Consider the following 22,051-nt stretch of genomic DNA (forward strand, 5'->3'; position numbering starts at 1 on the left):
TCATATTTGCGAGTCAAGCGAAATCCGCGCCGCGTGTGCGGCGCGTCCGGCTCAGTGCATGAAGCCTTCCAGCTCGGCCGCGATCTGCCGGGCCAGCAGGTGGATGTGGTAGCCGTCGACGAAGCCGTGGTGGGCCTGGACCGAGAAGGGCAGGGCCAGGCGGCCGTTCTGCCCATCCTTGAAGCGGCCCCAGGCCAGCGAGGGAATGTCGGGCGCACCGAGGGTGGCGGCCGGGTGCTGGATCGAGGTGAAGTCGAGCCAGGGAATGCAGGTGATGAAGACCTGGTCCTTGACCTGGCGCGGCGACAGGGCCGCGTAGCTGTTGTTCAGCTCGACCATCGTGCTTGCCTCGTCACGCGCGGCCACGCTGCGGGCGACGAACTCGCGCAGATCGTCGGACCAGTCGAACAGGGCGAAATTCAGGTCCTGGTGCTGGTTGGTGACGGTAAACGAGGGCATCAGGCGGTCGATCTCGATCACCTCGCCCTCGAAGACGCGGTAGCGGAAATTCGGGATCGCCAGCACCGCGCGCAGCACGGCGCACAGCAGCACGTGGAAGGGGCCGAGGCCTTGCGCCTTGCACCAGGGCCGGAAGTCTGGCAGGTCCATCGTGAAGCTGAGGTTGACCGCCGGGCTGTCCATGCGGTCGAAGAGGTCGAAGCGGTCGCGCCGCCGTTCAAAGTGCTGCATGCAGATCCTGCCTGTCGAAATCGAGGGGCAGGATTGTCGCACAGCTTGTTCGTAGGGTGGACACCTGTGTCCACGCTGTTTCATCGCCCGATCAAGGGCGCGGCGAAGCGGAGCCGGCAGTTCGTAGGGTGGGCTCTCGAGCCCACGCGGCATCACCGCATACCGGCACGCGCCGTCGGCTTTGCCCGGAAGCGCCTCTGATCGGCCGGTGATTCCGCGTGGGCACGTCATTCATGCCCCCGGCATGAATGACCCCACCCTACGAAAACCGGTCATGCAGCCGCAGACATGTTGCCGCAGGCAGCCTTACTGCGCCGCCCAGCCCCCATCCATGTTCCACGCCACGCCGCGCACCTGGGCGCCGGCCGGCGAGCAGAAGAACACCGCCAGCGCGCCCAGTTCGTCGGGCGTGACGAATTCGCCCGAAGGCTGTTTTTCCGCCAGCAGCGCGCGGCGCGCGGCGTCGTTCGACAGGCCTTCGCGCGCGGCACGGTCGTCGACCTGCTTCTGCACCAGCGGGGTCAGGACCCAGCCCGGGCAGATCGCATTGCAGGTCACGCCAGTCTGCGCGGTTTCCAGCGCGGTGACCTTGGTGAAGCCGACCAGGCCGTGCTTGGCCGCGACATAGGCCGACTTCTGCGCCGAGCCGACCAGGCCGTGCACCGAGGCCAGGTTGATGATGCGGCCCCAGTTTTTCTGCTTCATGCCGGGCAGGGCCAGGCGCGTGGTGTGGAAGGCCGAGGTCAGGTTGATCGCGATGATCGCGTCCCATTTCTCGACCGGGAACTCGTCCACGCTGGCCACATGCTGGATGCCCGCGTTGTTGACCAGGATGTCGACGCCGCCGAACTTCTCGAGCGCGAAATGCATCATCGCCTCGATCTGCTCGGGTTTGGACATGTCGGCGTTGTGGTAGGCCGTCTGCACGCCGAATTCCTGGCCGACGTCGGTGTAGAGCTTCTCGATCTGCTGGGCGTCGCCGAAGCCGTTGAACACGATGTTTGCGCCCTGTTCGGCCAGTGCACGCGCGATCCCCAGGCCGATGCCCGAGGTGGAGCCAGTGACGAGTGCCGTTTTACCGCTTAGCATGCTGGATTTCATTGTGCCCTCTATAAGGATGGTGATCGGGGGTACTTCCTCAGAATTGGTAGAATTCTAATCGCACTGGCGGCTAAAATGTCGGTTGCAGCTGTACAGGAAGACAATATTGTCAGGATGGAGCAGGCGATGGACCAGGGACGGAGCGAAGCGAGATTGAAAAGCGTGCAGTGCAGCTCGCCGGCCGGCCTGCACCGGATCGCCTACAAGGAATGGGGCGACCCGGCGAATCCGCGCGTGCTCGTCTGCGTGCACGGGGTGACCCGCGTCGGCGACGATTTCGACGACCTGGCGCGCGCCCTGTGCAGCGACTACCGCGTGGTCTGCCCCGACGTGGCGGGCCGCGGCCGCTCGGATCCCCTGGGTGACGCGCGCCTGTACGCCGTGCCGCAGTACGTCGCCGACATGGTGACGCTGATCGCCCGCGTCACCGCAAACAGCGAAACCGGCACGGTCGACTGGTTCGGCACCTCGATGGGCGGCCTGATCGGCATGGCGCTGGCCGCGATGCCCGGCACGCCGATACGCAAGCTGGTGCTCAACGATATCGGTCCCGTGCTCGACCAGGGCGCGATGCGGCGCATTGCCGACTACATCGGCCAGGACCTGCGCTTTCCGGACTTCGAGACCGGGGTCCGCTTCGTGAAGGACGTATCGAGCTCGTTCGGACCCCATTCGGACAGCGAATGGAACAAGCTGGCGGGCGACGTGCTGCGCCAGGCGCCGAACGGCGAGTGGGTGCGCCACTACGACCTGGCGCTGGCCGTGCCCTTCAAGGCCATTACCGCCGAACGGGCGGAACTGGACCAGGCTGCGCTGTGGCGCGCCTTTGACGCGATACGCTGCCCGACGCTGCTGGTGCGCGGGGAGCTGTCGGACCTGCTCTCGCGCGAGACCGCGCAGGAGATGACGCGGCGCGGTCCACATCCGAGGCTCGTCGAGATCCCGGGCGTGGGCCATGCGCCGACCTTCGTGCATGCGGACCAGATTGCGGTCGCACGCGAATTTTTACTGGGCTGACCGGCCCACCGTTCTAGAAAGAGACCATGGAAATCAAACGACTCCACGTAGGCAAGCGCCTCTCCGAAACCGCCATCCACAACGGCACCGTCTACCTGGCCGGCCAGATCGCCGAAGACACGACCCAGGGCATCGAGGGCCAGACCCGCGAGGTGCTGGGTCACGTCGACCGCCTGCTGATGGAGGCCGGCAGCGACAAGACCTGCATCCTGATGTGCCAGATCTTCATCTCCGACATGGCCCACTTCGCCGGCATGAACGCGGTCTACGACGAATGGGTGGCCCAGGGCCACACGCCGCCGCGCGCCACCGTGGAATCGAAGCTTGCCAATCCGGCCTGCCTGGTGGAGATCGTCGTCACCGCGGCGCTGCGCTAAGCAATGGTATCCACCGCCGCGCTCGGCGACGCCACCACCCAGCTGATCCAGGGACTCAGTCCCGAGGAATGCGCGCGCGTGCAGCACGCATTGGACTATGCCGCTGCCGCCTATGGCGAGCGCGCCATCGCCTCGGGGCAGAACGCCTTCGAGTTCTCGCTCGGGGTGGCCGGCACGCTGGCCTACCTGCGCAGCGATGTCGAGACGCGCATCGCCGGCCTGCTGTTCGAGCTCGCCATGTTCGAGCCCGAGCTGGTCGAGACGCTCGAACGGCTGTTCGGCGCGGAGGTGGCGACCCAGGTGCGCGGCGTGCAGCAACTGATCCGCCTGCGCGACCTGACGGTCGGCCAGCCGGCGGTCGGGCGCGGCAAGAACGCGGCCCAGGAGGCCGCCGCCCACATCGAGACCCTGCGCAAGATGCTGCTGGCGATGGCGTCCGACATGCGCGTGGTGCTGGTGCGCCTGTCCTCGTGCGTGACGATGCTGCGCTACTTCGCCGAGCAGAAGCGCTTCGACGACGTCACCCGCGACTACGGGCGCGAGGTGATGGACCTGTACGCGCCGCTGGCCAACCGCCTGGGCATCTGGCAGCTGAAGTGGGAACTGGAAGACCTGTCCTTCCGCTTCCTGCAGCCCGAGACCTACAAGCGCATCGCCAAGATGCTCGAAGAAAAGCGCATGGCGCGCGAAGGCTTCGTGCAGTCCGCGATCGACCGCCTGCAGGCGGAACTGGCGGCAGCCGGCATCAAGGCCGACGTCAGCGGACGGCCGAAGCACATCTACAGCATCTGGAGCAAGATGCGCGGCAAGGACCTCGATTTCTCCGAGCTCTACGATGTGCGTGCCTTCCGCGTGATCGTGGCCGACATCAAGGCCTGCTACACCGTGCTGGGCCTGGTGCACAACATCTGGACCCCGATCCCGCAGGAGTTCGACGACTACATCTCGCGCCCCAAGCCGAATGGCTACCAGTCGCTGCACACGGTGGTCGCGGCCGAGGACGGGCGGCCGCTGGAAGTGCAGATCCGGACCCAGGAAATGCACAACTTCGCCGAGTACGGGATCGCGGCGCACTGGCGCTACAAGGAAACCGGCGGCTCGACCTTCAAGGGCGAGAAGTACGACGAGAAGATCGCCTGGCTGCGCCAGCTGCTGGCCTGGAAGAGCGACGTCGCCGACGCCGTGGCGGGCGAGGACGTGCAGAAGGAGTGGGTCGAAAAGCTGAAGGCGACCACGCTGGACGACCGCATCTTCGTGCTCACGCCGCAGGCGCGCGTGCTCGAACTGCCGGTCGGCGCCACCCCGATCGACTTCGCCTACCACCTGCACAGCGAGGTGGGCCACCGCTGCCGCGGCGCCAGGATCGACGGCGTGATGGTGCCGCTGAACACCCCGTTGAAGAACGGCCAGACCTGCGAGATCATCACGGCCAAGGGCCCGGCCGGCAGCGCGGGACCCTCGCGCGACTGGCTCAGCCCGGGCTATGCGGTCAGCAGCCGCACGCGCTCGAAGATCCGCGCCTGGTTCCATGCGCTGGACCTGGCCGAGACCCTGGCCCAGGGGCGGGCGCTGGTCGAAAAGTCGCTGCAGCGCGAGGGCAAGACCGCGGTCAACCTGGAAGCGCTGGCCCATAAACTCGGCTTCGCCAAGGTCGACGAACTGTTCATCGCGGTCGGCAAGGAAAAATTCAGCCTGCGCCACGTGGAGGCGGCGCTGCACGACACCCCGGAGGCGCCGCCGCTCGAGGATGCGGCCGTGGTCAACAAGAGCCGGGCGTCGAGCGTGGAGCAGGGCGCGAAATCGGGGGTGCTGGTGGTCGGCACCGAGGGCCTGATGACGATGCTGGCCAGGTGCTGCAAGCCGGCGCCGCCGGACCCTATCGTCGGCTTCGTCACGCGCGGCAAGGGCGTCTCGATCCACCGCCTCTCCTGCAAAAACTTCGCCGAGATGCGCGCCAAGGCGCCCGAGCGCGTGATCCAGACCGAGTGGGGCAAGGCCGTCACCGAGACCGTCTACCCGGTCGACATCTTCATCCTCGCCGGCGACCGGCAAGGCCTGTTGCGCGACATCTCGGAAGTGTTCTCGCGCGAGAAGATCAACGTCACCGGCGTCAACACGCAAAGCGCGAAAGGCCAGGCGCGCATGGTCTTCACCGCCGAAATCGGCTCGACCGGCCAGCTGCAGAAGGCCCTGGCGGCGATCACGGAGGTGTCCGGGGTGCAGGAAGCGCGTCGCCAGTGATGAGCTATCATTGGCCACGCCTTTGTAGGGTGGGCACCTGTGCCCACGCGGTCTCACCTTGTGCAAATGGCGCGATGGTTTCGGCCACGATGCCAACACTCCGGGAAGTGATACAAACTGCGGCCTATCCTTATAAAAACCGTATCATATGACGATGCGCCGCACCCTCCACCTGAGCACCCGCCCCAGCCTCTGGGGCCTGGCCCTGGCCCGCTACCTGCGCAGCTGGTGGTACATGTTCCACCTCGGCGCCATCGCCCTGGTCACGGCCCTCTCGCCCTCGACCTATAGCCGCGCCACCCGCCATGCGACCGCCAGCTACATCTACGCCGGCACCTGGAAGGTCCTGCCCTGGTTCACGCTGCTCTCGGCCCTGATCAGCCTCGTCATCATCCGCATCGTGCTGGTCACGGCGCTGAGCTACGGCCTGTCGCGCTACGCGCTGGAGATGGTGGTGCGGGTGCTGGTGCTGGAACTGATCCCGCTGTCGGCGGCGCTGTTCGCCGCGCTGCGCGCCGGCATGGCCTTCGACGCCACGGCCCTGGGCCTGGCGCGCGCCGGCCTGCCCACGGCCGAAGTGAATGCCGAGGCGCTGCGTCGCCTGCGCCGCGACCTGGTGCCCCAGCTGTTCGCCAACGCCTTCTCGGTATTGAGCCTGGCGATGGTCAGCTCGACCATCGTGCTGGTGCTGGCCTACCTGAACGTCTACGGCCTGTCGCCCTGGGGCCTGCCGGACTACACCCGCACCGTCGGGCGCGTGTTCGACCCGGTCGTCACGACCGGCTTCGTGCTCAAGACCGTGCTGTTCGGCCTGGCGGTAGCGGTGATCCCGACCGCCGCCATCCTGGAGCTGCAGCGCTACCCGCGCCGGCTGGCCTCGAGCGTGCAGCCCGGCGCGCTGCGCCTGCTGTTCGTGCTGCTGCTGATCGAGGGTTCCTCGCTCGCCATCAAATACATCTGACCCCACCTGACCAACCATGATCGACAATCATCCTGACGAACCGGCCCATGTGGAAAGAAAGGCGATGATCCTGCTGGTCGTCGTCGCGGCCCTGATCGTCGCCTTCATCCTGTACGTGATGTATGCGCGCGGCGTGTTCGAGCCGACCCAGAAGCTCATCCTCGAGACCGACAACTCCGAGGGCGTCATCCCCGGCATGGACATGAGCTTCGCCGGCTTTCCCATCGGGCGCGTGCGCCTGGTCGACCTGGCCAAGGACGGCAAGGTCAACATCGTGATCGACGTGTCGAAGGAAGACGCCAAGTGGCTGCGCACGTCCAGCGTCTTCACCCTGGAGCGCAGCGTGGTGGGCGAGACCCGCATCCGCGCCTTCACCGGCCTGCTGGAAGACCCGCCGCTGCCCGATGGCGCGCGCCGTCCGGTGCTGCGCGGCGACGTCACGGCCGAGATCCCGGGCCTGGTCGCGACCGCGCGCTCGCTCCTGAACAACCTGGAAAGCATGACTGCCGAAGGCTCGTCCATCAGCGGCAGCCTGGAAAACATCCAGACCGTGACCGGCCGCCTGTCGGGCAAGTATGGCCTGCTCGGCGGGGCCCTGGGCGACGACGAGGCGGCGAAATTCGTGCAGACGCTGCAGCGCGTCGACGCGCTGCTGGCCAAGACTGACCAGCGCCTGTACGGCAGGAAGGGCATGGTCGAGGACGCCCAGGCGGCAGTGGTCGAACTGCAGGGCGTGCTGCAGGATGCGCGCGCCACTCTCAAGCGCGTCGACGCGGTGCTGGTCGAGGCCCAGGCCGTGGGCGCGAACGCGCGCGTGGCGACCGACGACCTGGGCGCCCTGCGCGGCGAGGTCGACGCCAGCCTGCGCAAGGTGAACCGCCTGGTGGACGAAGTCAACCGCAAGTGGCCGTTTGGCCGCGCCAACCAGGAGATCAAGCTGCCATGAAGCTGACCGCGAAGACACCGGCGCTCGTATGTGCGCTGCTGCTGGCGGCCTGCGCCAGCAAACCGGCGCCCCCGGGCTGGCAGGCCGACGCCAAGGACGCCCTCGATGGTTTCACCGACGACTACCTGCGCGGAAACACCGCCGCCGCCAACGCTGAATTCGCGCGGGCGCGGCGCGAAACCACCAGCACCGGCCGCGCCGACCTGGTCGCCCAGGTCGAGCTGGTGCGCTGCGCCACGCTGGCGGCCAGCCTGGAATTCGACGATTGCCCGGGTTTTGCCGCGCTGGCGCCGGACGCCACGGCGCAGCAGCGGGCCTACGCCGCCTACCTGGCCGGGCGCTGGGAAGGCCTGGACGTGGCGGCGCTGCCCGAACAGCACCGGCCGGTGGTGACGGGCGCGACGCTGTCCGGCGTCGCCGATCCCCTGTCGAAACTGGTCGCGGCCGGCGCGCTGCTCAAGGCCGGGCGCATCACGCCCGCCGACATCGAGGCCGCCACCGAGACGGCATCGGGCCAGGGCTGGCGCCGACCGCTGCTGATGTGGCTGGGCGTGTCGCTCCAGCGGGCACGGGCGGCGGGCGACGGCGCGGCGGTTGCGCGCATCGAGCGGCGCATCGCCCTGGCATCAGGCGCGGCGCCGCGGCAGTAGGGCCGCGAGGCCCGGTCAGAGCGCATGGCCCAGCGAAGCGACGCGGGGCCGTGTGGCCGGCCGGACTTCGGCGGGTGGACGCAGGGCCCAGGGCAGGGCATTGTGGATGGCGGTCGCCGCGATCGCCGCCTGGCCGGCCGCCACCGCGATCTGGTTCAGGCCCATCACCACGTCGCCGATGGCGTACAGGCCGGGCACGTTGGTGCGCTGGTGGTCGTCGACGACCAGCTTGTCGCAGTCGCCGGTTTCCGCGCCCAGGTCGGCGGCCAGCTTCGAGCGCGCCGATTCGCCCAGCATGGGATAGAAGACATCGAACTCGCGGCTTTCGCCGTCGGCGGTGTTGAGGATGGGTTTCATGTCCGGGCTCATGGACACGCCCAGCAGCGGCGACTCGATGTAGCGCACGCCTGCCACTTCGATCTGCCGCCGCTCCTCGTCGGTCAGCATCGATTCCTTGCCGCGGTCGAACAGGGTGACGTCGGCGCTGAAGGAGCGCATGAAGAGGGCGTGCCCGACCGGATTGGTTTCCGAGGTGACCACGGCGATGCGCCTGTCCATCACGTCGTAGCCGTCGCACACGGGGCAGAGGCGCACGGCGCCCGCGGCCACCGCTTCGCGCCAGTTCTCGATCGGCAGGCCGCAATCGGCCACGCCGGTGGCCAGCAGCACGGTCAATGCGCGGATGGTGCGGGTCTCGCCGGCGTCGTCGAGGTAGTCGCCCACGAAAGCGCCGTCCTCCAGGCGCAGCCCGGTGATCTCGCCGTGGCGCACCTCGCCGCCATAGCGCTTCAATTGTTCGGTGAGATTGACCAGGAGCTGCGAGCCGGGTACCCCTTCGGGAAAGCCGGGGTAGTTGTGCGAAACGGGAATCAGGCACAGGCGGCTGTTACCCTTGTCGACCACCACGATGTTGCGGGTGAAGCGGCGCAGGTAGATGGCCGCCGTGAGGCCGCCGGGGCCGCCGCCGATGATCAGGGTGTCGAAGACGTGTTTGGTAATGTCATCCATCCCCCGATTATCGGGAAGAGGGCAGGCGCCTCCTATCGGCGCGCGAGCCCAGCCCGGGTAAGAAGATGCTTACAGCGTTATAGCGTTACAGCGACTTGCCGTCCAGCGCCTCGGGCTGCAGGGTCACGTGGTCGATGCCGTGCTTGTCGAGCAGCATGGCCTTCACCCGGCGCAGCACCACGGGCCATTCGGCCAGGTCGGCGATCTCCAGGTGGCCGATCAGGGCGGGGTGGCCGGGCGACATGTCCCACACGTGCAGGTCGTGCACCGACAGCACGCCCTCGACCTCGGCCAGGTCGGCGCCGACCTGCAGGTAGTCGATACCGTGCGGCACGCCTTCCATCAGGAAGTGGTAGGACTCGCGCAGGATGCCCACCGTCGACTTCAGGATCAGCAGCGAGACGAAGATCGAGAGGATCGGGTCGATGCGCACCCAGCCGGTGAAATAGATGATGGCGCCGGCGGCGATGGCGGCGACCGAGCCGAGCAGGTCGCCCAGCACGTTGACCAGGGCGGCGCGGGTGTTGATGCTCTCGGTGTCGCGCGACAGCACCCAGGCGACCAGGATGTTGATGCAGGCGCCCAGGGCGGCCACCACCAGCACGACGCCGCCCTGCACGTGTTCCGGGTGGGTCAGGCGCTGCACCGCTTCCCAGACGATCCAGGCAACGAGAAGCAGCATCGCCAGGCAGTTGACGAAAGCGGCGAGCGCCTCGGCGCGCACGAAGCCGAAGGAGTGGCGGCTCGACGGCGGGCGCCTGGCGATCAATTGGGCCAGCAGGGCCAGGCCGAGCGCGGCGGCGTCGGTCACCATGTGGCCGGCGTCGGAAATCAGGGCCAGGGAATTCGACATGAAGCCGGTCACTACCTCGACCAGCGCGAACAGCAGGGTCAGGACCAGCGCGAAGCCCAAGGCCTTGTGGCTGCGCGATTCGATGGTGTGGCCGTGGCGGGCGTCGCCGTCGAGGTGGGCGTGCAGGTGTTCGGAGGTCGGCGCCTGGTGCTGGGCTGGCTGGGATGGCATGGTTGATACGTGAGGATTCGACAAGGCCGAAGTGTAATGGATATCGGCGCCGGGGCGGACAGGGCGGCCGCGGCCCCCCGGGGAATTTACTTAATTTGGAACAAGCCTTGCATGGCTGGCCCGCTGTCTCTATAATGCACGTCATCGGGCGGTTAGTTCAGCTGGTTAGAATACTTGGTCGACATCCAAGGGGTCGCAGATTCGAATTCTGCACCGCCCACCAGAACATCAGACGAGTGCGGGGAACTACGGTTTTCCGCTCTCGTCGTCAGTAAGAGCGAGAAAGGCACAAACGGTTATGACACCGCGAACTACAACCTGGTTGTGGGGGAATCGCTAGACGCGGTACGGTGGCCTTTTGTCCTGAGAGACTCGACAACACTGAAGAAAACGCGCCTGGTGCGCGTTTTTTTTCGCCCAAATTTTTTCCATTTCAAATTTATTAATCTTAGCGGGCGCAAGCGGCGCCGATTGGAGATCAAGATGTTGAATGTGCGACTTCCGGACGGCTCGAGCCGTCAATTCGAAGGCCCGGTCACTGTGGCCCAGGTGGCGCAGAATATCGCCCCGAGCCTGGCCAAGGCGGCCCTGGCCGGCAAGGTCAACGGCAAGGTGGTCGATACCTCCTTCCTGATCGAGCAGGACGCCGATCTCGCGATCGTCACCGACCGCGATCCGGAAGGCCTGGACGTCATCCGCCACTCGACCGCCCACCTGCTGGCCTATGCGGTAAAGGAGCTGTTCCCGGAAGCCCAGGTCACCATCGGCCCGGTCATCGACAACGGCTTCTACTACGACTTCTCGTACAAGCGTCCGTTCACCCCGGAAGACCTGCAGGCGATCGAGAAGAAGATGGCGGAACTGGCCAAGAAGGACGAGCCGGTCACCCGCAAGGTGCTGCCGCGCGACGAGGCCGTCGCCTACTTCAAGTCCATCGGCGAAGACTACAAGGCCGAGATCATCGCCTCGATCCCGGCGAACGAGGACGTCTCGCTGTACTCGGAAGGCAAGTTCACCGACCTGTGCCGCGGCCCGCACGTGCCCTCGACCGGCAAGCTGAAAGTGTTCAAGCTGATGAAGCTGGCCGGCGCCTACTGGCGTGGCGACTCGAACAACGAGATGCTGCAGCGCGTCTACGGCACCGCCTGGGCCAAGAAGGAAGACCAGGAGCAGTACCTGCACATGCTCGAAGAGGCCGAGAAGCGCGACCACCGCAAGCTCGGCAAGGCATTGGACCTGTTCCACTTCCAGGACGAGGCGCCGGGCCTGATCTTCTGGCACCCGAAGGGCTGGACCATCTGGCAGCAGGTCGAGCAGTACATGCGCAAAACGTATCAAAACACCGGTTACAGCGAAGTCAAGGCGCCGCAGATCATCGACGTCTCGCTGTGGAAGCAGACCGGCCACTGGGATAACTACCGTGACAACATGTTCACGACCGATTCCGAGAACCGCACCTACGCCCTGAAGCCGATGAACTGCCCGGGCCACGTGCAGATCTATAACGCCGGCCTGCGTTCCTACCGCGACCTGCCGCTGCGCTACGGCGAGTTCGGCCAGTGCCACCGCAACGAGTCCTCGGGCGCGCTGCACGGCCTGATGCGCGTGCGCGGCTTCACCCAGGACGACGGCCACGTGTTCTGCACCGAAGACCAGATCGCCGGCGAAGTGACCGCCTTCCACGCCCAGGCGATGAAGGTCTACGACGACTTCGGCTTCAACAGCATCGATGTCAAGATCGCGCTGCGTCCGGAAAACCGCATCGGTTCGGACGAGGTCTGGGACCAGGCCGAGGAGGCCCTGCGTTCGGCGCTGCGCAGCTGCGGCGTGGAATGGACCGAGCTGCCGGGCGAGGGCGCCTTCTACGGCCCGAAGATCGAGTACCACCTGAAGGACAGCCTGGGTCGTCCATGGCAGGTTGGCACCATGCAGGTCGACTTCTCGATGCCGGGCCGCCTGGGCGCCGAGTATGTTGCGGAAGACAATACCCGCAAGGTCCCGGTCATGCTGCACCGCGCGATCGTCGGCTCGATGGAGCGTTTCATCGGCATCCTGATCGAGAACTACGCCGGCGCGCTGCCGCTGTGGCTGGCGCCGGTCCAGGTCGCTGTGCTGAATATTTCTGACGCGCAAGCCGATTACGTCAAGCAGGTGGAGGCAAAGCTGCGCGAAGCTGGCCTGCGCGTTCACGCTGATTTGCGGAACGAGAAGATTACTTATAAAATTCGCGAGCATTCCATCCAAAAACTGCCATACATCCTGGTTGTTGGCGATAAGGAACGTGAAGCGAATACGGTGGCCGTGCGTGCCCGCGGCAACGTCGACCTGGGCGTGATGTCCGTCGACGCGCTCGTGGAGCGTCTGGTGAGCGAAGTCGCTGCCAAGGCGAAATAAACGATACAATACGTTCGGTCAAATTTAATACTTTCGAAGGAATAGACATAGCTACTGACAAACAGCATCGCATCAACGGCGAAATCACTTATCCGGAAATGCGCCTGAACGGTGTGGACAACGAACCGCTGGGCATCGTGAGCCTGGCGGAAGCGTTCCGCCTGGCCGAGGAAAAGAACGTCGACCTGGTGGAAATCGCGCCGAACGCGAATCCGCCGGTCTGCCGTTTGATGGACTACGGCAAGTTCAAGTACTCGGAACAGAAGAAGGCCCACGAAGCCAAGCTGAAGCAGAAGGTCATCCAGGTCAAGGAAGTCAAATTCCGCCCGGGTACCGACGAGGGCGACTACAGCATCAAGCTGCGCAACCTCATCAAGTTCCTGGACGACGGCGACAAGACCAAGATCACGCTGCGTTTCCGCGGCCGCGAGATGGCGCACCAGGATATCGGTTTCCGCATGCTCGAGCGCCTGAAGGGTGACCTGGAGCCTTACGGCCAGGTCGAGCAGTTCCCGAAGATGGAAGGGCGCCAGATGATCATGATCATCGCGCCGAAAAAGAAGAAGTAATTCTTCGTTCCGCCAGATTCGCCTGGGCCGGGTCCGGCGCTGCGGCATCCGCTGCCGCGCCGGGCCTGGTCTTTGTCGTTACGGCTTCTGCTTTTGTAGGGTGGACACCTGTGTCCACGCGGTCTCGGCGGTTGTACTGACGCGGCCCCGATCCCATCGGTATGTTTGCGTCCGCGATTCTTCGATGTGTTGCGGTGGATCCATCGCTCTACCGCGTGGACACAGGTGTCCACCCTACGAAACCCACCCCTGCAGCACAATTTCCCCGCAAGCTGTGCTAGAATCTACGGTTCCTGTTTCCAGAAACAGGTTGTAGTGGATCCAGTGTTCGCTGCAAAACAAGTGAAAGCAGGCATCTAAGAGCAGCGTCGCTGCCACCTGCAATCCTGTTACATATGAGGCTGTCCGTCAAAGGACAGAAGACTATGCCAAAAATGAAAACCAAGAGCTCCGCGAAGAAGCGTTTTCGCGTGCGTCCGGGCGGTACCGTCAAGTCGGGCATGGCGTTCAAGCGTCACATCCTGACCAAGAAGACCACCAAGAACAAGCGCCAGCTGCGCGGCACCCGTAACATCAATGCGTCGGACGTGACCAGCGTCTACCGCATGATGCCATCTGCTTAATCTCACACTAAGGAGCGAATATGCCTCGAGTAAAACGTGGGGTTACTGCACGTGCCCGTCATAAGAAAGTTCTTGAGCTTGCCAAAGGCTACCGTGGCCGTCGCAGCAAAGTATTCCGTATTGCCAAGCAAGCAGTCATGCGCGCTGGCCAGTACGCATACCGCGACCGCCGCAACAAGAAGCGCGTCTTCCGCGCACTGTGGATCACCCGTATCAACGCAGCATCGCGTTCGCACGGCATGACCTACAGCGCGTTCATGAACGGCCTGAAGAAGTCCGCGATTGAACTGGACCGTAAAGTCCTGGCCGACATGGCTGTGCACGACAAGCCGGCATTCGCCGCGATTGTCAACACCGTCAAGGCCAAGCTGGCTGCCTAAAGCAACCGGTTAGCAAGACCAGCGCCGCGGCGACGCGGCGTGAAAAGAGCGGGGCAGAGGTTGAAACCTGTGCCCCGTTTTTGATTATAAGTACCTGAAAAGAGCTGCTGCCTGTCGCGTTTTCGCAACTGAAAGCCGCACCGTTTCACGTCCTTGTGGCGTCTCCCGCCACCGAAAAAACAGGAAAAGAACAAAGCATGAACTCGCTCGAAGAACTCGTCGTCTCGGCCCAGGCTGACTTTGGCGCCGCGCCTGACGCAGCCGCCCTGGAAAACGCAAAAGCGAAATACCTCGGCAAGACCGGCCAGGTAACCGAACTGATGAAGGGCCTCGGCAAGCTCGAGCCTGAACAGCGCAAGGCCCAGGGCGCCCTGATCAATGCCGCAAAAGAAAAAATCGAACAGGCACTGACCGCCCGCCGCGAGGCCCTGGCGAATGCCCAGCTGGAAGAGCGCCTGAACGCGGAGAGCATCGACGTGACCCTGCCGGGCCGCGGCCGCTCGACCGGCGGCATCCACCCGGTGATGCGCACCTGGGAACGCGTCGAGCAGATCTTCCGCTCGATCGGCTTCGACGTGGCCGACGGCCCGGAAATCGAGACCGACTGGACCAACTTCACCGCCCTGAACAGCCCGGAAAACCACCCGGCGCGTTCGATGCAGGACACCTTCTACGTCGAGGGCCAGGACAGCACCGGCAAGCCGCTGCTGCTGCGCACCCACACCAGCCCGATGCAGGTGCGCTATGCCCGCACCCACACGCCGCCGATCAAGGTGATCGCGCCGGGCCGCACCTACCGCGTCGACTCCGACGCCACCCACTCGCCGATGTTCCACCAGGTCGAAGGCCTGTGGATTGGCGAAGACATTTCCTTCGCCGATTTGAAGGGTGTCTACCTGAATTTCGTTAGAGCCTTCTTCGAGACCGACGACCTGCAGGTGCGTTTCCGTCCGTCCTACTTCCCGTTCACCGAGCCTTCGGCCGAGATCGACATCGCCTTCGGCTCGGGTCCGCTCAAGGGCCGCTGGCTGGAAGTCTCGGGCGCCGGCCAGGTCCATCCGACTGTCGTGCGCAATTTCGGGCTGGATCCGGAAAAATTCATCGGCTTCGCGTTCGGCTCGGGCCTGGAGCGCCTGACGATGCTGCGTTATGGAATCAACGACCTGCGCCTCTTCTACGAAGGCGATCTCCGCTTCCTCAAGCAGTTTAATTAAGAATGACCTCGACGGAAACCGCGGCGTGTGCCCCGGTTTTCTCGGTCACTTATAAGAAAACCTGATAAATAGCGCAGCTACAAGGTAAAAAGATTATGCAATTCTCCGAAAACTGGCTCCGTTCCCTGGTCGATCCGAAAATGAATTCGGACGAGCTGGCCCACCTGCTGACCATGTCCGGCCTCGAAGTCGAGGAAGTGGAAGCCGTCGCGCCGCCGTTCTCGAACGTGGTGGTGGCCGAAGTCGTGGAAGTGGCCAAGCACCCGAACGCCGACCGCCTGAACGTCTGCCAGGTCGACGCCGGCACTGGCACCTTGCTCAACATCGTTTGCGGCGCGCCGAACGTGCGCGCGGGCATGAAGGCGATCTGCGCCAAGGCCGGCGCCGTGCTGCCGCCAGGCGCGGACGGCAAGCCTTTCGAGATCAAGGTCGGCAAGCTGCGCGGCGTCGAGTCGCAAGGCATGATGTGCTCGGCCAAGGAACTGAAGATCTCGGAAGAGAGCAGCGGCCTGATGGAGCTGCCGGAAGACGCACCGGTGGGCACCAACATCCGCGACTACCTCGGCCTGAACGACCTGAAGTTCACCATCAAGCTGACCCCGAACAAGGCGGACTGCCTGTCGGTGCTGGGCGTGGCGCGCGAAGTCGCCGCCCTGACCGGCTCGCCCCTGAGCTTCCCGGCCGCCCGTCCGGTCGCCGTCACCAGCGACGAAGTGCTGCCGGTCAAGGTCTCGGCGCCGGAACTGTGCGGCCGCTTCACCGGCCGCGTGATCCGCGGCCTGAACGCGAAGGCCGCCACCCCCGAATGGATGAAGCGCCGCCTGGAACGCTCGGGCCAGCGCTCGGTCTCAAGCCTGGTCGACATCTCCAACTACGTCATGCTGGAAGTGGGCCAGCCTTCGCACGTGTTCGACCTGGCCAAGATCCACGGTGCGATCGACGTACGCTGGGGCAAGAAAGGCGAATCGCTGAAGCTCCTGAACGGCAACACCGTCGAGGTCGACGAGTGGGTCGGCGTGATCGCCGACGACAAGGAAATCGAATCGCTGGCCGGCATCATGGGCGGCGACTCGACCGCCGTGACGCTCGACACCACCGACATCTACCTGGAAGCGGCCTTCTGGTGGCCGAACGCGATCCAGGGCCGCGCCCGCCGCTTCAACTTCTCGACCGATGCCGCGCACCGCTTCGAGCGCGGCGTCGACTTCGCCGGCACCGTCGAGCACATCGAGCGCATCACCGCCCTGATCGTGGAAATCTGCGGGACCGCCGACACGAAGGTCGGCCCGGTCGACGACCAGGTTGTGAACCTGCCGAAACGTGAGCCGGTCGTGCTGCGCACCGCGCGCGCCGCCAGGGTCATCGGCGTCGAGATCACCGACGACATGGTTGCCGACATCTTCACCCGCCTCGGCCTGCCGTTCACCCGCGAGGAAGGCCGGTTCGCGGTCACCGCGCCGTCCTACCGCTTCGACATCGAGATCGAGGAAGACCTGATCGAGGAAATCGCGCGCGTGTACGGCTTCGAGAACATCCCGGCCAATCCGCCGGTGGCGCCGAGCGCCATGCTGATCGAGCCGGAAAACACCCGCTCGCTGTTCGCGGTTCGCCACCAGCTGGCCGACCTCGGCTACCAGGAAGTGGTCAACATGAGCTTCGTGGAAAGCGCCTGGGAGCAGGATTTCGCCGCCAACGAGCAGCCGATCAAGCTGCAGAACCCGATCGCCAGCCAGATGAGCGTGATGCGCTCGACCCTGATCGGCGGCCTGCTGGCCAACGTGCGCTACAACCTGAACCGCAAGGCCGGGCGCGTGCGCGTGTTCGAAGTCGGCGCCGTGTTCAAGCGCAACCCGGACGCCGTCGACGGTCCGCTGTCGGTGGCCGGCTTCGACCAGCCCAAGCGCGTCGGTGCGATTGCCTACGGCCCGGCGCTGGACGAGCAGTGGGGCGCGGCCACCCGCGCGGTCGACTTCTTCGACGTGAAAGCCGACCTGGAAGCCCTGTTTTCGCCACGTGTGGTACGCTTCAACAAGGCTGAGCATCCGGCGCTGCATCCGGGCCGCTGCGCGACCGTCGAACTCGACGGCCGGGTCGTCGGTTTCATCGGTGAACTGCATCCACGCTGGCTGCAGAAGTACGACCTGCCGCAGGCGCCGGTGCTGTTCGAAGTCGACGCCGCCGCATTGCAGGAACGCGTGGTCCCGCGCTACAGCGAGATTTCGAAGTTCCCGGGCGCCACGCGCGACCTGGCGCTGGTGGTGAAACACGCCGTGCCGGCCCAGGCCGTGCTCGACACTTTCACTGCCGCAGCAGGCGCTCATCCGAACGGCAAGATTCTGCAAGCCGTTGTTTTGTTTGATGAATACCGCGGCAAGGGCCTGGAAGCGGACGAAAAATCGCTTGCTTTCCGCTTTAGCTTGCAAGATACTCAATCGACCTTGCAGGACGATGCCGTGGAGGCCGTGATGGCTGCCGTGGCTGAGGCGGCAAAAGAAAAACACAGCGCAAAACTGCGCGGGTAATTTCCAAAACACGTTTGATCTGAAGGCAGGGCTTCAAAATTAACCATAACGACGTAGACACGGCCGTATTCCAGGAGGCACTGGCGGCCGACCTGCATCGCGCGATGCAGGTGGCGCGGGTAAGGAAGGAAGCCGAGAAGGACCTGCCGACCCTTACCAAGGCCGAGCTGGCCGAACTGCTGTTCGAGCAGGTCGGCCTGAACAAGCGCGAGGCCAAGGACATGGTCGAAACCTTCTTCGACGAGATCCGTAACGCGCTCGAGCGCGGCGAGGCCGTCAAGCTGTCGGGCTTCGGCAACTTCCAGTTGCGCGACAAGCCTCAGCGGCCGGGCCGCAATCCGAAAACCGGGGAAGAGATCCCGATCACGGCGCGCCGCGTCGTGACCTTCCACGCCAGCCAGAAGCTGAAGGGCATGGTCGAAGAGACCAGCCCGGCGTCGCTGGCGCGCGCTGCATAAGTGAGCCATGAACGACCGTCCGAACAAGAATGAACTGCACGCGCTGCCGCCGATCCCGGCCAAGCGCTACTTCACGATCGGTGAAGTCAGCGAATTGTGCGGGGTCAAGCCGCATGTCCTGCGCTACTGGGAGCAGGAATTTACTCAGCTTAAGCCGGTCAAACGCCGTGGAAATCGCCGTTATTACCAGCACCACGAAGTCCTGCTGATCCGGCGTATCCGCGAGTTGCTGTACGAGCAGGGCTTCACCATCAGCGGCGCCCGCAACCGCCTCGACAGCCGGGCCAGCGACCTGGCCGGCGGCATCGAGCCGGCCCCGATCGAGGAAGCGGCCAGCGTCGACGTGCCGAAGCTGCGCGAAGAACTGCTCGGTATTCTCGCATTGTTAAAACACGGCTCACGGCCGGCCTAGCTCTGGCATAGCTCAAGCATTCGTGCGCCTGTTGTAACGGGGCGTGGGAATGCTAAAATGTTACATGCGCTTAGCTCATCGGAGACGCATGACCGCCGGGCGTGGAAAACCGTTCCCCCGGCTCTTTCCTGTGCCAGGAAAATTTAAGGGAAGACAATGATACGCGTTGCCATTTGTGACGATCACCAGATAGTTCGAGCAGGTTTCAAACAGATTTTCTCGTCGTCCGGCGAGTTCGAAGTCGTCGCCGAAGGCGCCACCGGCCGTGAGGCCCTGGACATCGCACGCCGCGAAATCTGCGACGTGCTGCTGCTCGACATCGCCATGCCAGACCAGAGCGGGATCGATATCCTGCGCACCATCCGCCAGGGTCAGCCGAACCTGCCGGTGCTGATTCTCTCCGGCTATCCGGCACAACAGTATGCGCTCAACCTGTTCAAGATGGGCGCCAACGGCTACCTGAACAAGGAATGCGAGGCCGACGAGCTGAAGACGGCCGTGCGCACCGTGTACCAGGGCCGCCGTTACGTGTCGTCGACCGTCGGCGAACTGCTGGCCCAGAGTTTCGACCGCGACCCGAACACCGCGCTGCACACCGAGTTGTCGGACCGCGAATTCCAGGTGTTCCTGCGCCTGGCCAAGGGCGCGACCGTGTCCGACATCGGCAATGCGCTCTCGCTGTCGATCAAGACCGTGTCCACCTACCGTACCCGCATCATGGAAAAGATGGGACTGCAGTCGAACAGCGACCTGACCTACTACGCCATGAAAAACAACCTGCTCGACTGAGCAGGTGCCCGGACGCCGCCCGGCGTCCGCCTCGGCCGGCCTGTGAGCCGGCGCGCGGCCCCGGCCGCACGCAAGCCGCCGCGCAGTGACCGGTTCCTCGCCGCTCACGCGCTTTCTGTTTCCTCCCGCCTACACTTCAGCCCCCTCCGGCTGCGCTGACAACCGGACAGGGCTATAATCGGCCCGGTCCCCAAAGTTGCGCGAAAGGAACCCAGCAGATGTACTTCACCATCGATCCCGCACCCCAGCGTGCGCGTGCGCTCCCGCTGTACAAGACACTGCTGTGTTTTGCCTGCGTGCTCATCCTGGTGGTGAATGGCTACTTCCTGCTGCGTAACCTCGACGGCCTGAAAGCCGCCAACACCCTGCAGGACCGCACCGCCCAGGTGACCGATGAGCTGCAGCACCTGAACCTGCTGGTGACCGATGCCGAGAGCAATCTGCGCGGCTATTTCCTGTCGGGTTCCGCGCTCTACCTCGGCAGCGTGCAGACGGCGCCGGCCCGCATCGATAAGCAATTGCGCAAGCTCGGCAGCCTGCTGGCCGACAACCCCTCGCAACAGAAGAACCTGGCCCAGCTGCGCGTGCTGGTCGAGCGTCAGCTCGGCATGATGCAGCAGGCGCTGACGATCTACCGCCAGGGCGGGCTGAACGACATCCTGACGATCACCGGCGCGCCCAGCGACGGCGACAGCGACGAGATCCGCCTGCAGGTGGTCATCATGCTGAGCGAACAGAACGAACTGCTCAACGCCCGCAGCGACGCCTTCTACGACCAGTACCGGCACGCGGTGCTCCTTGGCCTGGGCATCAACGCGGCCGCGATCTTCGTATTGCTGCTGTTTTATCGCCTGGTCCGCCGCAGTTTCGCCGCCCGCATCGACGCCGAGCACGCCCTGCAGCAGACCAACGAACAGCTCGAATCCATCGTGGCGCGCCGCACCGAGCAGTTGTCGGTGCTGTCGCGCCACCTGATCCACGTGTCCGAGGAAGAAAAGTCCAAGCTCGCGCGCGAACTGCACGACGAAATGGGCGCCAACCTGACCGCCATCGGCATGGACCTGAACACGGTTGCGGAAGCGCTGCGCGGCAGCCGGCCCGACCTGGTGGCCATGCTGACCCGGGCGCGCGGCACCCTGGTCGATACCGTGCAGCTCAAGCGCCGCATCGTCGAGGACCTGCGCCCCAGCCTGCTCGACAACCTGGGCCTTGCCGCGGCCCTGCAGAGCTATTGCGACGACTACGCCCGCGTCACCGGGCTGGACTGCGATGTGCTGATCGAGGGCGACATCGACGCGGCCGGCCCCATGCACGCGATCGCGCTGTTCCGGATCGTCCAGGAGTCGCTCAACAATATCGCCAAGTATGCCCAAGCGAAGAATGTCATCATCCACCTGGGTAACGAGGACCGCGAGTTGACGCTGGAAGTGAGCGATGATGGCATCGGCATTCCGCCGGACGCCTTGATGCGCTCGAAGTCGCACGGTCTGCTGGGAATGCGGGAGAGGGCCTTGCTGCTGGGAGGGAAACTCGAGGTCGACCGTGGGGTCAACGGAGTGGGGACCTGCGTTCGCGCCAGCATTCCGCTGGATGCGCAGTCGTCCGGAACATCCTTGACTGCTGCGCCGGCCCTGGGCCTGGGCGGCGGGGGCAACGCCAGAACCGGAGCGCCGGTCCCATCGCCAGTCCTGCCGGCGATGGGGAGCGACGATCTTGGGAAGGTGAGCGCTTAGCGCGCCACGTCCATCAGCAGGCGGTCGTATTCGGTCTTTGCGACCTTGTAGCATTCGCCCGCGTATTCTTCCAGGCCGGCGCGGTCGAGGACGGTGATGTTGCCGCGGCGGTACTGGATCAGGCCTTCATCCTGCAGCTTGCCGGCGGCGGCGGTGATGCTCTCGCGGCGCACGCCCAGCATGATGGAGATGAGTTCCTGGGTCACTTTCAGCTCGTTGCCCGGCGAACGGTCCAGGCGGTCGAGCAGCCAGCGGCACAGCTTCTGTTCGATCGAGCTGTGGCGGCCGCCGACGGCGTTCTGGGCCATCTGGGCGAACAGGGCATTGGTGTAGCGCATCAGCAGCTGGGGCAGGGCGCCGCCGCGGTTGAAGGCATCGCGCAGGTACTGGGTCTTCAGGCGGTAACCGTAGCCGGCGCTCTGCACGACGGCGCTGCACATCGCGCGCTCGCCCATGAACAGCGACACGCCGACCACGCCTTCATGGCCTACGACGGCGATCTCGGTGGTGGCGCCGTCTTCCATCACATACAGCAGCGACACGATTGCCGTGGTCGGAAAATACACGTATTCCAATTTGCTGCCATACTTAAACAATTCCTTGCCGAATGGCAGTGGAACGAGTTCCAGGTGCTCGAACAGGGTTTCCAGGTCTTGGCGCGGGAGGGCGGCCAGCAGTTCGTTCTGCTGGGTACCGCTGACACTGACAACTGGACGCGACGCAGCTTTGATTTCCTCCTTGGTCGAAGGAATCTGGTTGACCGATTGCGCTTTTTGCGTGGCACCACCAAGTTGAGCGTTGTTCATTTTCTGTCCTCTTATCTCTAGCTTTACTACGTCAGGGGCGATTGCTGGAGGCACTGCTGACATTGCCTCATCGCGATGTGTGTACATTAAAGCTATAGTCTGTTGCCGAACATAAGATTAGGGGTTGCCCCTGTGT

The 22,051-nt window shown here is 64.6% G+C and carries 21 protein-coding genes and 1 tRNA gene; 17 read left to right on the forward strand and 5 right to left on the reverse strand.

Annotated elements, in window-relative coordinates:
- Positions 1–51 precede the first annotated feature (51 nt).
- Both ACSUZJ_RS10695 and ACSUZJ_RS10700 read right to left on the reverse strand, forming a co-directional pair.
- Positions 52–690, reverse strand: a complete 639-nt coding sequence (locus tag ACSUZJ_RS10695; protein WP_499415919.1) for a CatA-like O-acetyltransferase — start codon at positions 688–690, stop codon at positions 52–54.
- A 306-nt stretch (positions 691–996) separates the two neighbouring features.
- Positions 997–1,779, reverse strand: a complete 783-nt coding sequence (locus ACSUZJ_RS10700; protein ID WP_499415921.1) for a 3-hydroxybutyrate dehydrogenase — start codon at positions 1,777–1,779, stop codon at positions 997–999.
- Positions 1,780–1,917: 138 nt separating this feature from the next.
- Between ACSUZJ_RS10700 and ACSUZJ_RS10705 the strand changes: the two genes are divergently transcribed.
- From ACSUZJ_RS10705 to ACSUZJ_RS10730, 6 genes are all read left to right on the forward strand, one after another.
- The gene (locus ACSUZJ_RS10705; protein WP_499416509.1) at positions 1,918–2,808 is read left to right on the forward strand and encodes an alpha/beta fold hydrolase; all 891 of its coding nucleotides are present in this window, start codon (positions 1,918–1,920) and stop codon (positions 2,806–2,808) included.
- Between the two features lie 26 nt (positions 2,809–2,834).
- Entirely contained in the window at positions 2,835–3,185 is a 351-nt protein-coding gene (locus ACSUZJ_RS10710; RefSeq protein WP_499415923.1) for a RidA family protein, read from the forward strand.
- Positions 3,186–3,188: 3 nt separating this feature from the next.
- Complete coding sequence (locus ACSUZJ_RS10715; protein WP_499415925.1) at positions 3,189–5,426, forward strand: RelA/SpoT family protein; 2,238 nt, start codon at positions 3,189–3,191, stop codon at positions 5,424–5,426.
- A gap of 154 nt (positions 5,427–5,580) precedes the next feature.
- Positions 5,581–6,387, forward strand: coding sequence for an MlaE family ABC transporter permease (locus ACSUZJ_RS10720; protein WP_499415927.1), 807 nt, complete (start codon positions 5,581–5,583; stop codon positions 6,385–6,387).
- 16 nt (positions 6,388–6,403) lie between these two features.
- Positions 6,404–7,333, forward strand: a complete 930-nt coding sequence (locus tag ACSUZJ_RS10725) for an MlaD family protein (RefSeq protein WP_499415929.1) — start codon at positions 6,404–6,406, stop codon at positions 7,331–7,333.
- Positions 7,330–7,983, forward strand: coding sequence for a hypothetical protein (locus tag ACSUZJ_RS10730; protein WP_499415931.1), 654 nt, complete (start codon positions 7,330–7,332; stop codon positions 7,981–7,983). The genes ACSUZJ_RS10725 and ACSUZJ_RS10730 overlap by 4 nt, the downstream gene beginning before the upstream one ends.
- A 15-nt stretch (positions 7,984–7,998) precedes the next feature.
- Here the strand turns inward: ACSUZJ_RS10730 and ACSUZJ_RS10735 are convergent, their stop codons facing one another.
- On the reverse strand, positions 7,999–8,991 hold the full coding sequence (locus tag ACSUZJ_RS10735; protein WP_499415933.1) for an NAD(P)/FAD-dependent oxidoreductase: 993 nt from the start codon (positions 8,989–8,991) through the stop codon (positions 7,999–8,001).
- Positions 8,992–9,076: 85 nt separating this feature from the next.
- Complete coding sequence (locus tag ACSUZJ_RS10740) at positions 9,077–10,015, reverse strand: cation diffusion facilitator family transporter (RefSeq protein ID WP_499415935.1); 939 nt, start codon at positions 10,013–10,015, stop codon at positions 9,077–9,079.
- Positions 10,016–10,161: 146 nt separating this feature from the next.
- Between ACSUZJ_RS10740 and ACSUZJ_RS10745 the strand changes: the two genes are divergently transcribed.
- The 11 genes from ACSUZJ_RS10745 (at position 10,162) to ACSUZJ_RS10795 (ending at position 21,109) form a co-directional block, all read left to right on the forward strand.
- Positions 10,162–10,238 (forward strand) — tRNA-Val (locus ACSUZJ_RS10745).
- Positions 10,239–10,498: 260 nt separating this feature from the next.
- Positions 10,499–12,409 carry a threonine--tRNA ligase gene (gene thrS, locus ACSUZJ_RS10750; protein ID WP_499415937.1) on the forward strand — a complete coding sequence of 637 codons (1,911 nt, stop codon included), beginning with the start codon at positions 10,499–10,501 and terminating at the stop codon, positions 12,407–12,409.
- A gap of 41 nt (positions 12,410–12,450) precedes the next feature.
- The gene (infC, locus tag ACSUZJ_RS10755) at positions 12,451–12,978 is read left to right on the forward strand and encodes a translation initiation factor IF-3 (protein ID WP_499416511.1); all 528 of its coding nucleotides are present in this window, start codon (positions 12,451–12,453) and stop codon (positions 12,976–12,978) included.
- 425 nt (positions 12,979–13,403) lie between these two features.
- Complete coding sequence (gene rpmI / locus ACSUZJ_RS10760) at positions 13,404–13,601, forward strand: 50S ribosomal protein L35 (protein WP_026354218.1); 198 nt, start codon at positions 13,404–13,406, stop codon at positions 13,599–13,601.
- A gap of 20 nt (positions 13,602–13,621) precedes the next feature.
- Positions 13,622–13,981 carry a 50S ribosomal protein L20 gene (gene rplT, locus ACSUZJ_RS10765; RefSeq protein ID WP_078031238.1) on the forward strand — a complete coding sequence of 120 codons (360 nt, stop codon included), beginning with the start codon at positions 13,622–13,624 and terminating at the stop codon, positions 13,979–13,981.
- A 197-nt stretch (positions 13,982–14,178) separates the two neighbouring features.
- Positions 14,179–15,195, forward strand: coding sequence for a phenylalanine--tRNA ligase subunit alpha (gene pheS, locus ACSUZJ_RS10770; protein ID WP_499415940.1), 1,017 nt, complete (start codon positions 14,179–14,181; stop codon positions 15,193–15,195).
- 95 nt (positions 15,196–15,290) lie between these two features.
- The gene (pheT, locus tag ACSUZJ_RS10775; protein WP_499415942.1) at positions 15,291–17,717 is read left to right on the forward strand and encodes a phenylalanine--tRNA ligase subunit beta; all 2,427 of its coding nucleotides are present in this window, start codon (positions 15,291–15,293) and stop codon (positions 17,715–17,717) included.
- Between the two features lie 104 nt (positions 17,718–17,821).
- Positions 17,822–18,175, forward strand: coding sequence for an integration host factor subunit alpha (locus tag ACSUZJ_RS10780; protein WP_290424311.1), 354 nt, complete (start codon positions 17,822–17,824; stop codon positions 18,173–18,175).
- A 7-nt stretch (positions 18,176–18,182) separates the two neighbouring features.
- Positions 18,183–18,587 carry a MerR family transcriptional regulator gene (locus ACSUZJ_RS10785; protein ID WP_499415944.1) on the forward strand — a complete coding sequence of 135 codons (405 nt, stop codon included), beginning with the start codon at positions 18,183–18,185 and terminating at the stop codon, positions 18,585–18,587.
- 156 nt (positions 18,588–18,743) lie between these two features.
- Positions 18,744–19,376, forward strand: coding sequence for a response regulator (locus ACSUZJ_RS10790; RefSeq protein ID WP_027865355.1), 633 nt, complete (start codon positions 18,744–18,746; stop codon positions 19,374–19,376).
- Positions 19,377–19,594: 218 nt separating this feature from the next.
- Entirely contained in the window at positions 19,595–21,109 is a 1,515-nt protein-coding gene (locus ACSUZJ_RS10795; protein WP_499415947.1) for a CHASE3 domain-containing protein, read from the forward strand.
- Here ACSUZJ_RS10795 and ACSUZJ_RS10800 read toward each other — a convergent pair.
- Complete coding sequence (locus ACSUZJ_RS10800; protein WP_499415949.1) at positions 21,106–21,915, reverse strand: Crp/Fnr family transcriptional regulator; 810 nt, start codon at positions 21,913–21,915, stop codon at positions 21,106–21,108. The genes ACSUZJ_RS10795 and ACSUZJ_RS10800 overlap by 4 nt on opposite strands.
- Positions 21,916–22,051: the final 136 nt, after the last annotated feature.

The organism is Telluria sp. B2 (genome assembly GCF_051789535.1).
GTDB lineage: Bacteria > Pseudomonadota > Gammaproteobacteria > Burkholderiales > Burkholderiaceae_D > Telluria.

What these genes read in the sequence shown, in the direction of transcription:
- ACSUZJ_RS10695 (WP_499415919.1), bottom strand. Translation starts at nt 690, where the DNA reads ATGCAGCACTTTGAACGGCGGCGCGACCGCTTCGACCTCTTCGACCGC.
- ACSUZJ_RS10700 (WP_499415921.1), bottom strand. Translation starts at nt 1,779, where the DNA reads ATGCTAAGCGGTAAAACGGCACTCGTCACTGGCTCCACCTCGGGCATC.
- ACSUZJ_RS10705 (WP_499416509.1), top strand. Translation starts at nt 1,918, where the DNA reads ATGGACCAGGGACGGAGCGAAGCGAGATTGAAAAGCGTGCAGTGCAGC.
- ACSUZJ_RS10710 (WP_499415923.1), top strand. Translation starts at nt 2,835, where the DNA reads ATGGAAATCAAACGACTCCACGTAGGCAAGCGCCTCTCCGAAACCGCC.
- ACSUZJ_RS10715 (WP_499415925.1), top strand. Translation starts at nt 3,189, where the DNA reads ATGGTATCCACCGCCGCGCTCGGCGACGCCACCACCCAGCTGATCCAG.
- ACSUZJ_RS10720 (WP_499415927.1), top strand. Translation starts at nt 5,581, where the DNA reads ATGCGCCGCACCCTCCACCTGAGCACCCGCCCCAGCCTCTGGGGCCTG.
- ACSUZJ_RS10725 (WP_499415929.1), top strand. Translation starts at nt 6,404, where the DNA reads ATGATCGACAATCATCCTGACGAACCGGCCCATGTGGAAAGAAAGGCG.
- ACSUZJ_RS10730 (WP_499415931.1), top strand. Translation starts at nt 7,330, where the DNA reads ATGAAGCTGACCGCGAAGACACCGGCGCTCGTATGTGCGCTGCTGCTG.
- ACSUZJ_RS10735 (WP_499415933.1), bottom strand. Translation starts at nt 8,991, where the DNA reads ATGGATGACATTACCAAACACGTCTTCGACACCCTGATCATCGGCGGC.
- ACSUZJ_RS10740 (WP_499415935.1), bottom strand. Translation starts at nt 10,015, where the DNA reads ATGCCATCCCAGCCAGCCCAGCACCAGGCGCCGACCTCCGAACACCTG.
- thrS (WP_499415937.1), top strand. Translation starts at nt 10,499, where the DNA reads ATGTTGAATGTGCGACTTCCGGACGGCTCGAGCCGTCAATTCGAAGGC.
- rpmI (WP_026354218.1), top strand. Translation starts at nt 13,404, where the DNA reads ATGCCAAAAATGAAAACCAAGAGCTCCGCGAAGAAGCGTTTTCGCGTG.
- rplT (WP_078031238.1), top strand. Translation starts at nt 13,622, where the DNA reads ATGCCTCGAGTAAAACGTGGGGTTACTGCACGTGCCCGTCATAAGAAA.
- pheS (WP_499415940.1), top strand. Translation starts at nt 14,179, where the DNA reads ATGAACTCGCTCGAAGAACTCGTCGTCTCGGCCCAGGCTGACTTTGGC.
- pheT (WP_499415942.1), top strand. Translation starts at nt 15,291, where the DNA reads ATGCAATTCTCCGAAAACTGGCTCCGTTCCCTGGTCGATCCGAAAATG.
- ACSUZJ_RS10780 (WP_290424311.1), top strand. Translation starts at nt 17,822, where the DNA reads ATGCAGGTGGCGCGGGTAAGGAAGGAAGCCGAGAAGGACCTGCCGACC.
- ACSUZJ_RS10785 (WP_499415944.1), top strand. Translation starts at nt 18,183, where the DNA reads ATGAACGACCGTCCGAACAAGAATGAACTGCACGCGCTGCCGCCGATC.
- ACSUZJ_RS10790 (WP_027865355.1), top strand. Translation starts at nt 18,744, where the DNA reads ATGATACGCGTTGCCATTTGTGACGATCACCAGATAGTTCGAGCAGGT.
- ACSUZJ_RS10795 (WP_499415947.1), top strand. Translation starts at nt 19,595, where the DNA reads ATGTACTTCACCATCGATCCCGCACCCCAGCGTGCGCGTGCGCTCCCG.
- ACSUZJ_RS10800 (WP_499415949.1), bottom strand. Translation starts at nt 21,915, where the DNA reads ATGAACAACGCTCAACTTGGTGGTGCCACGCAAAAAGCGCAATCGGTC.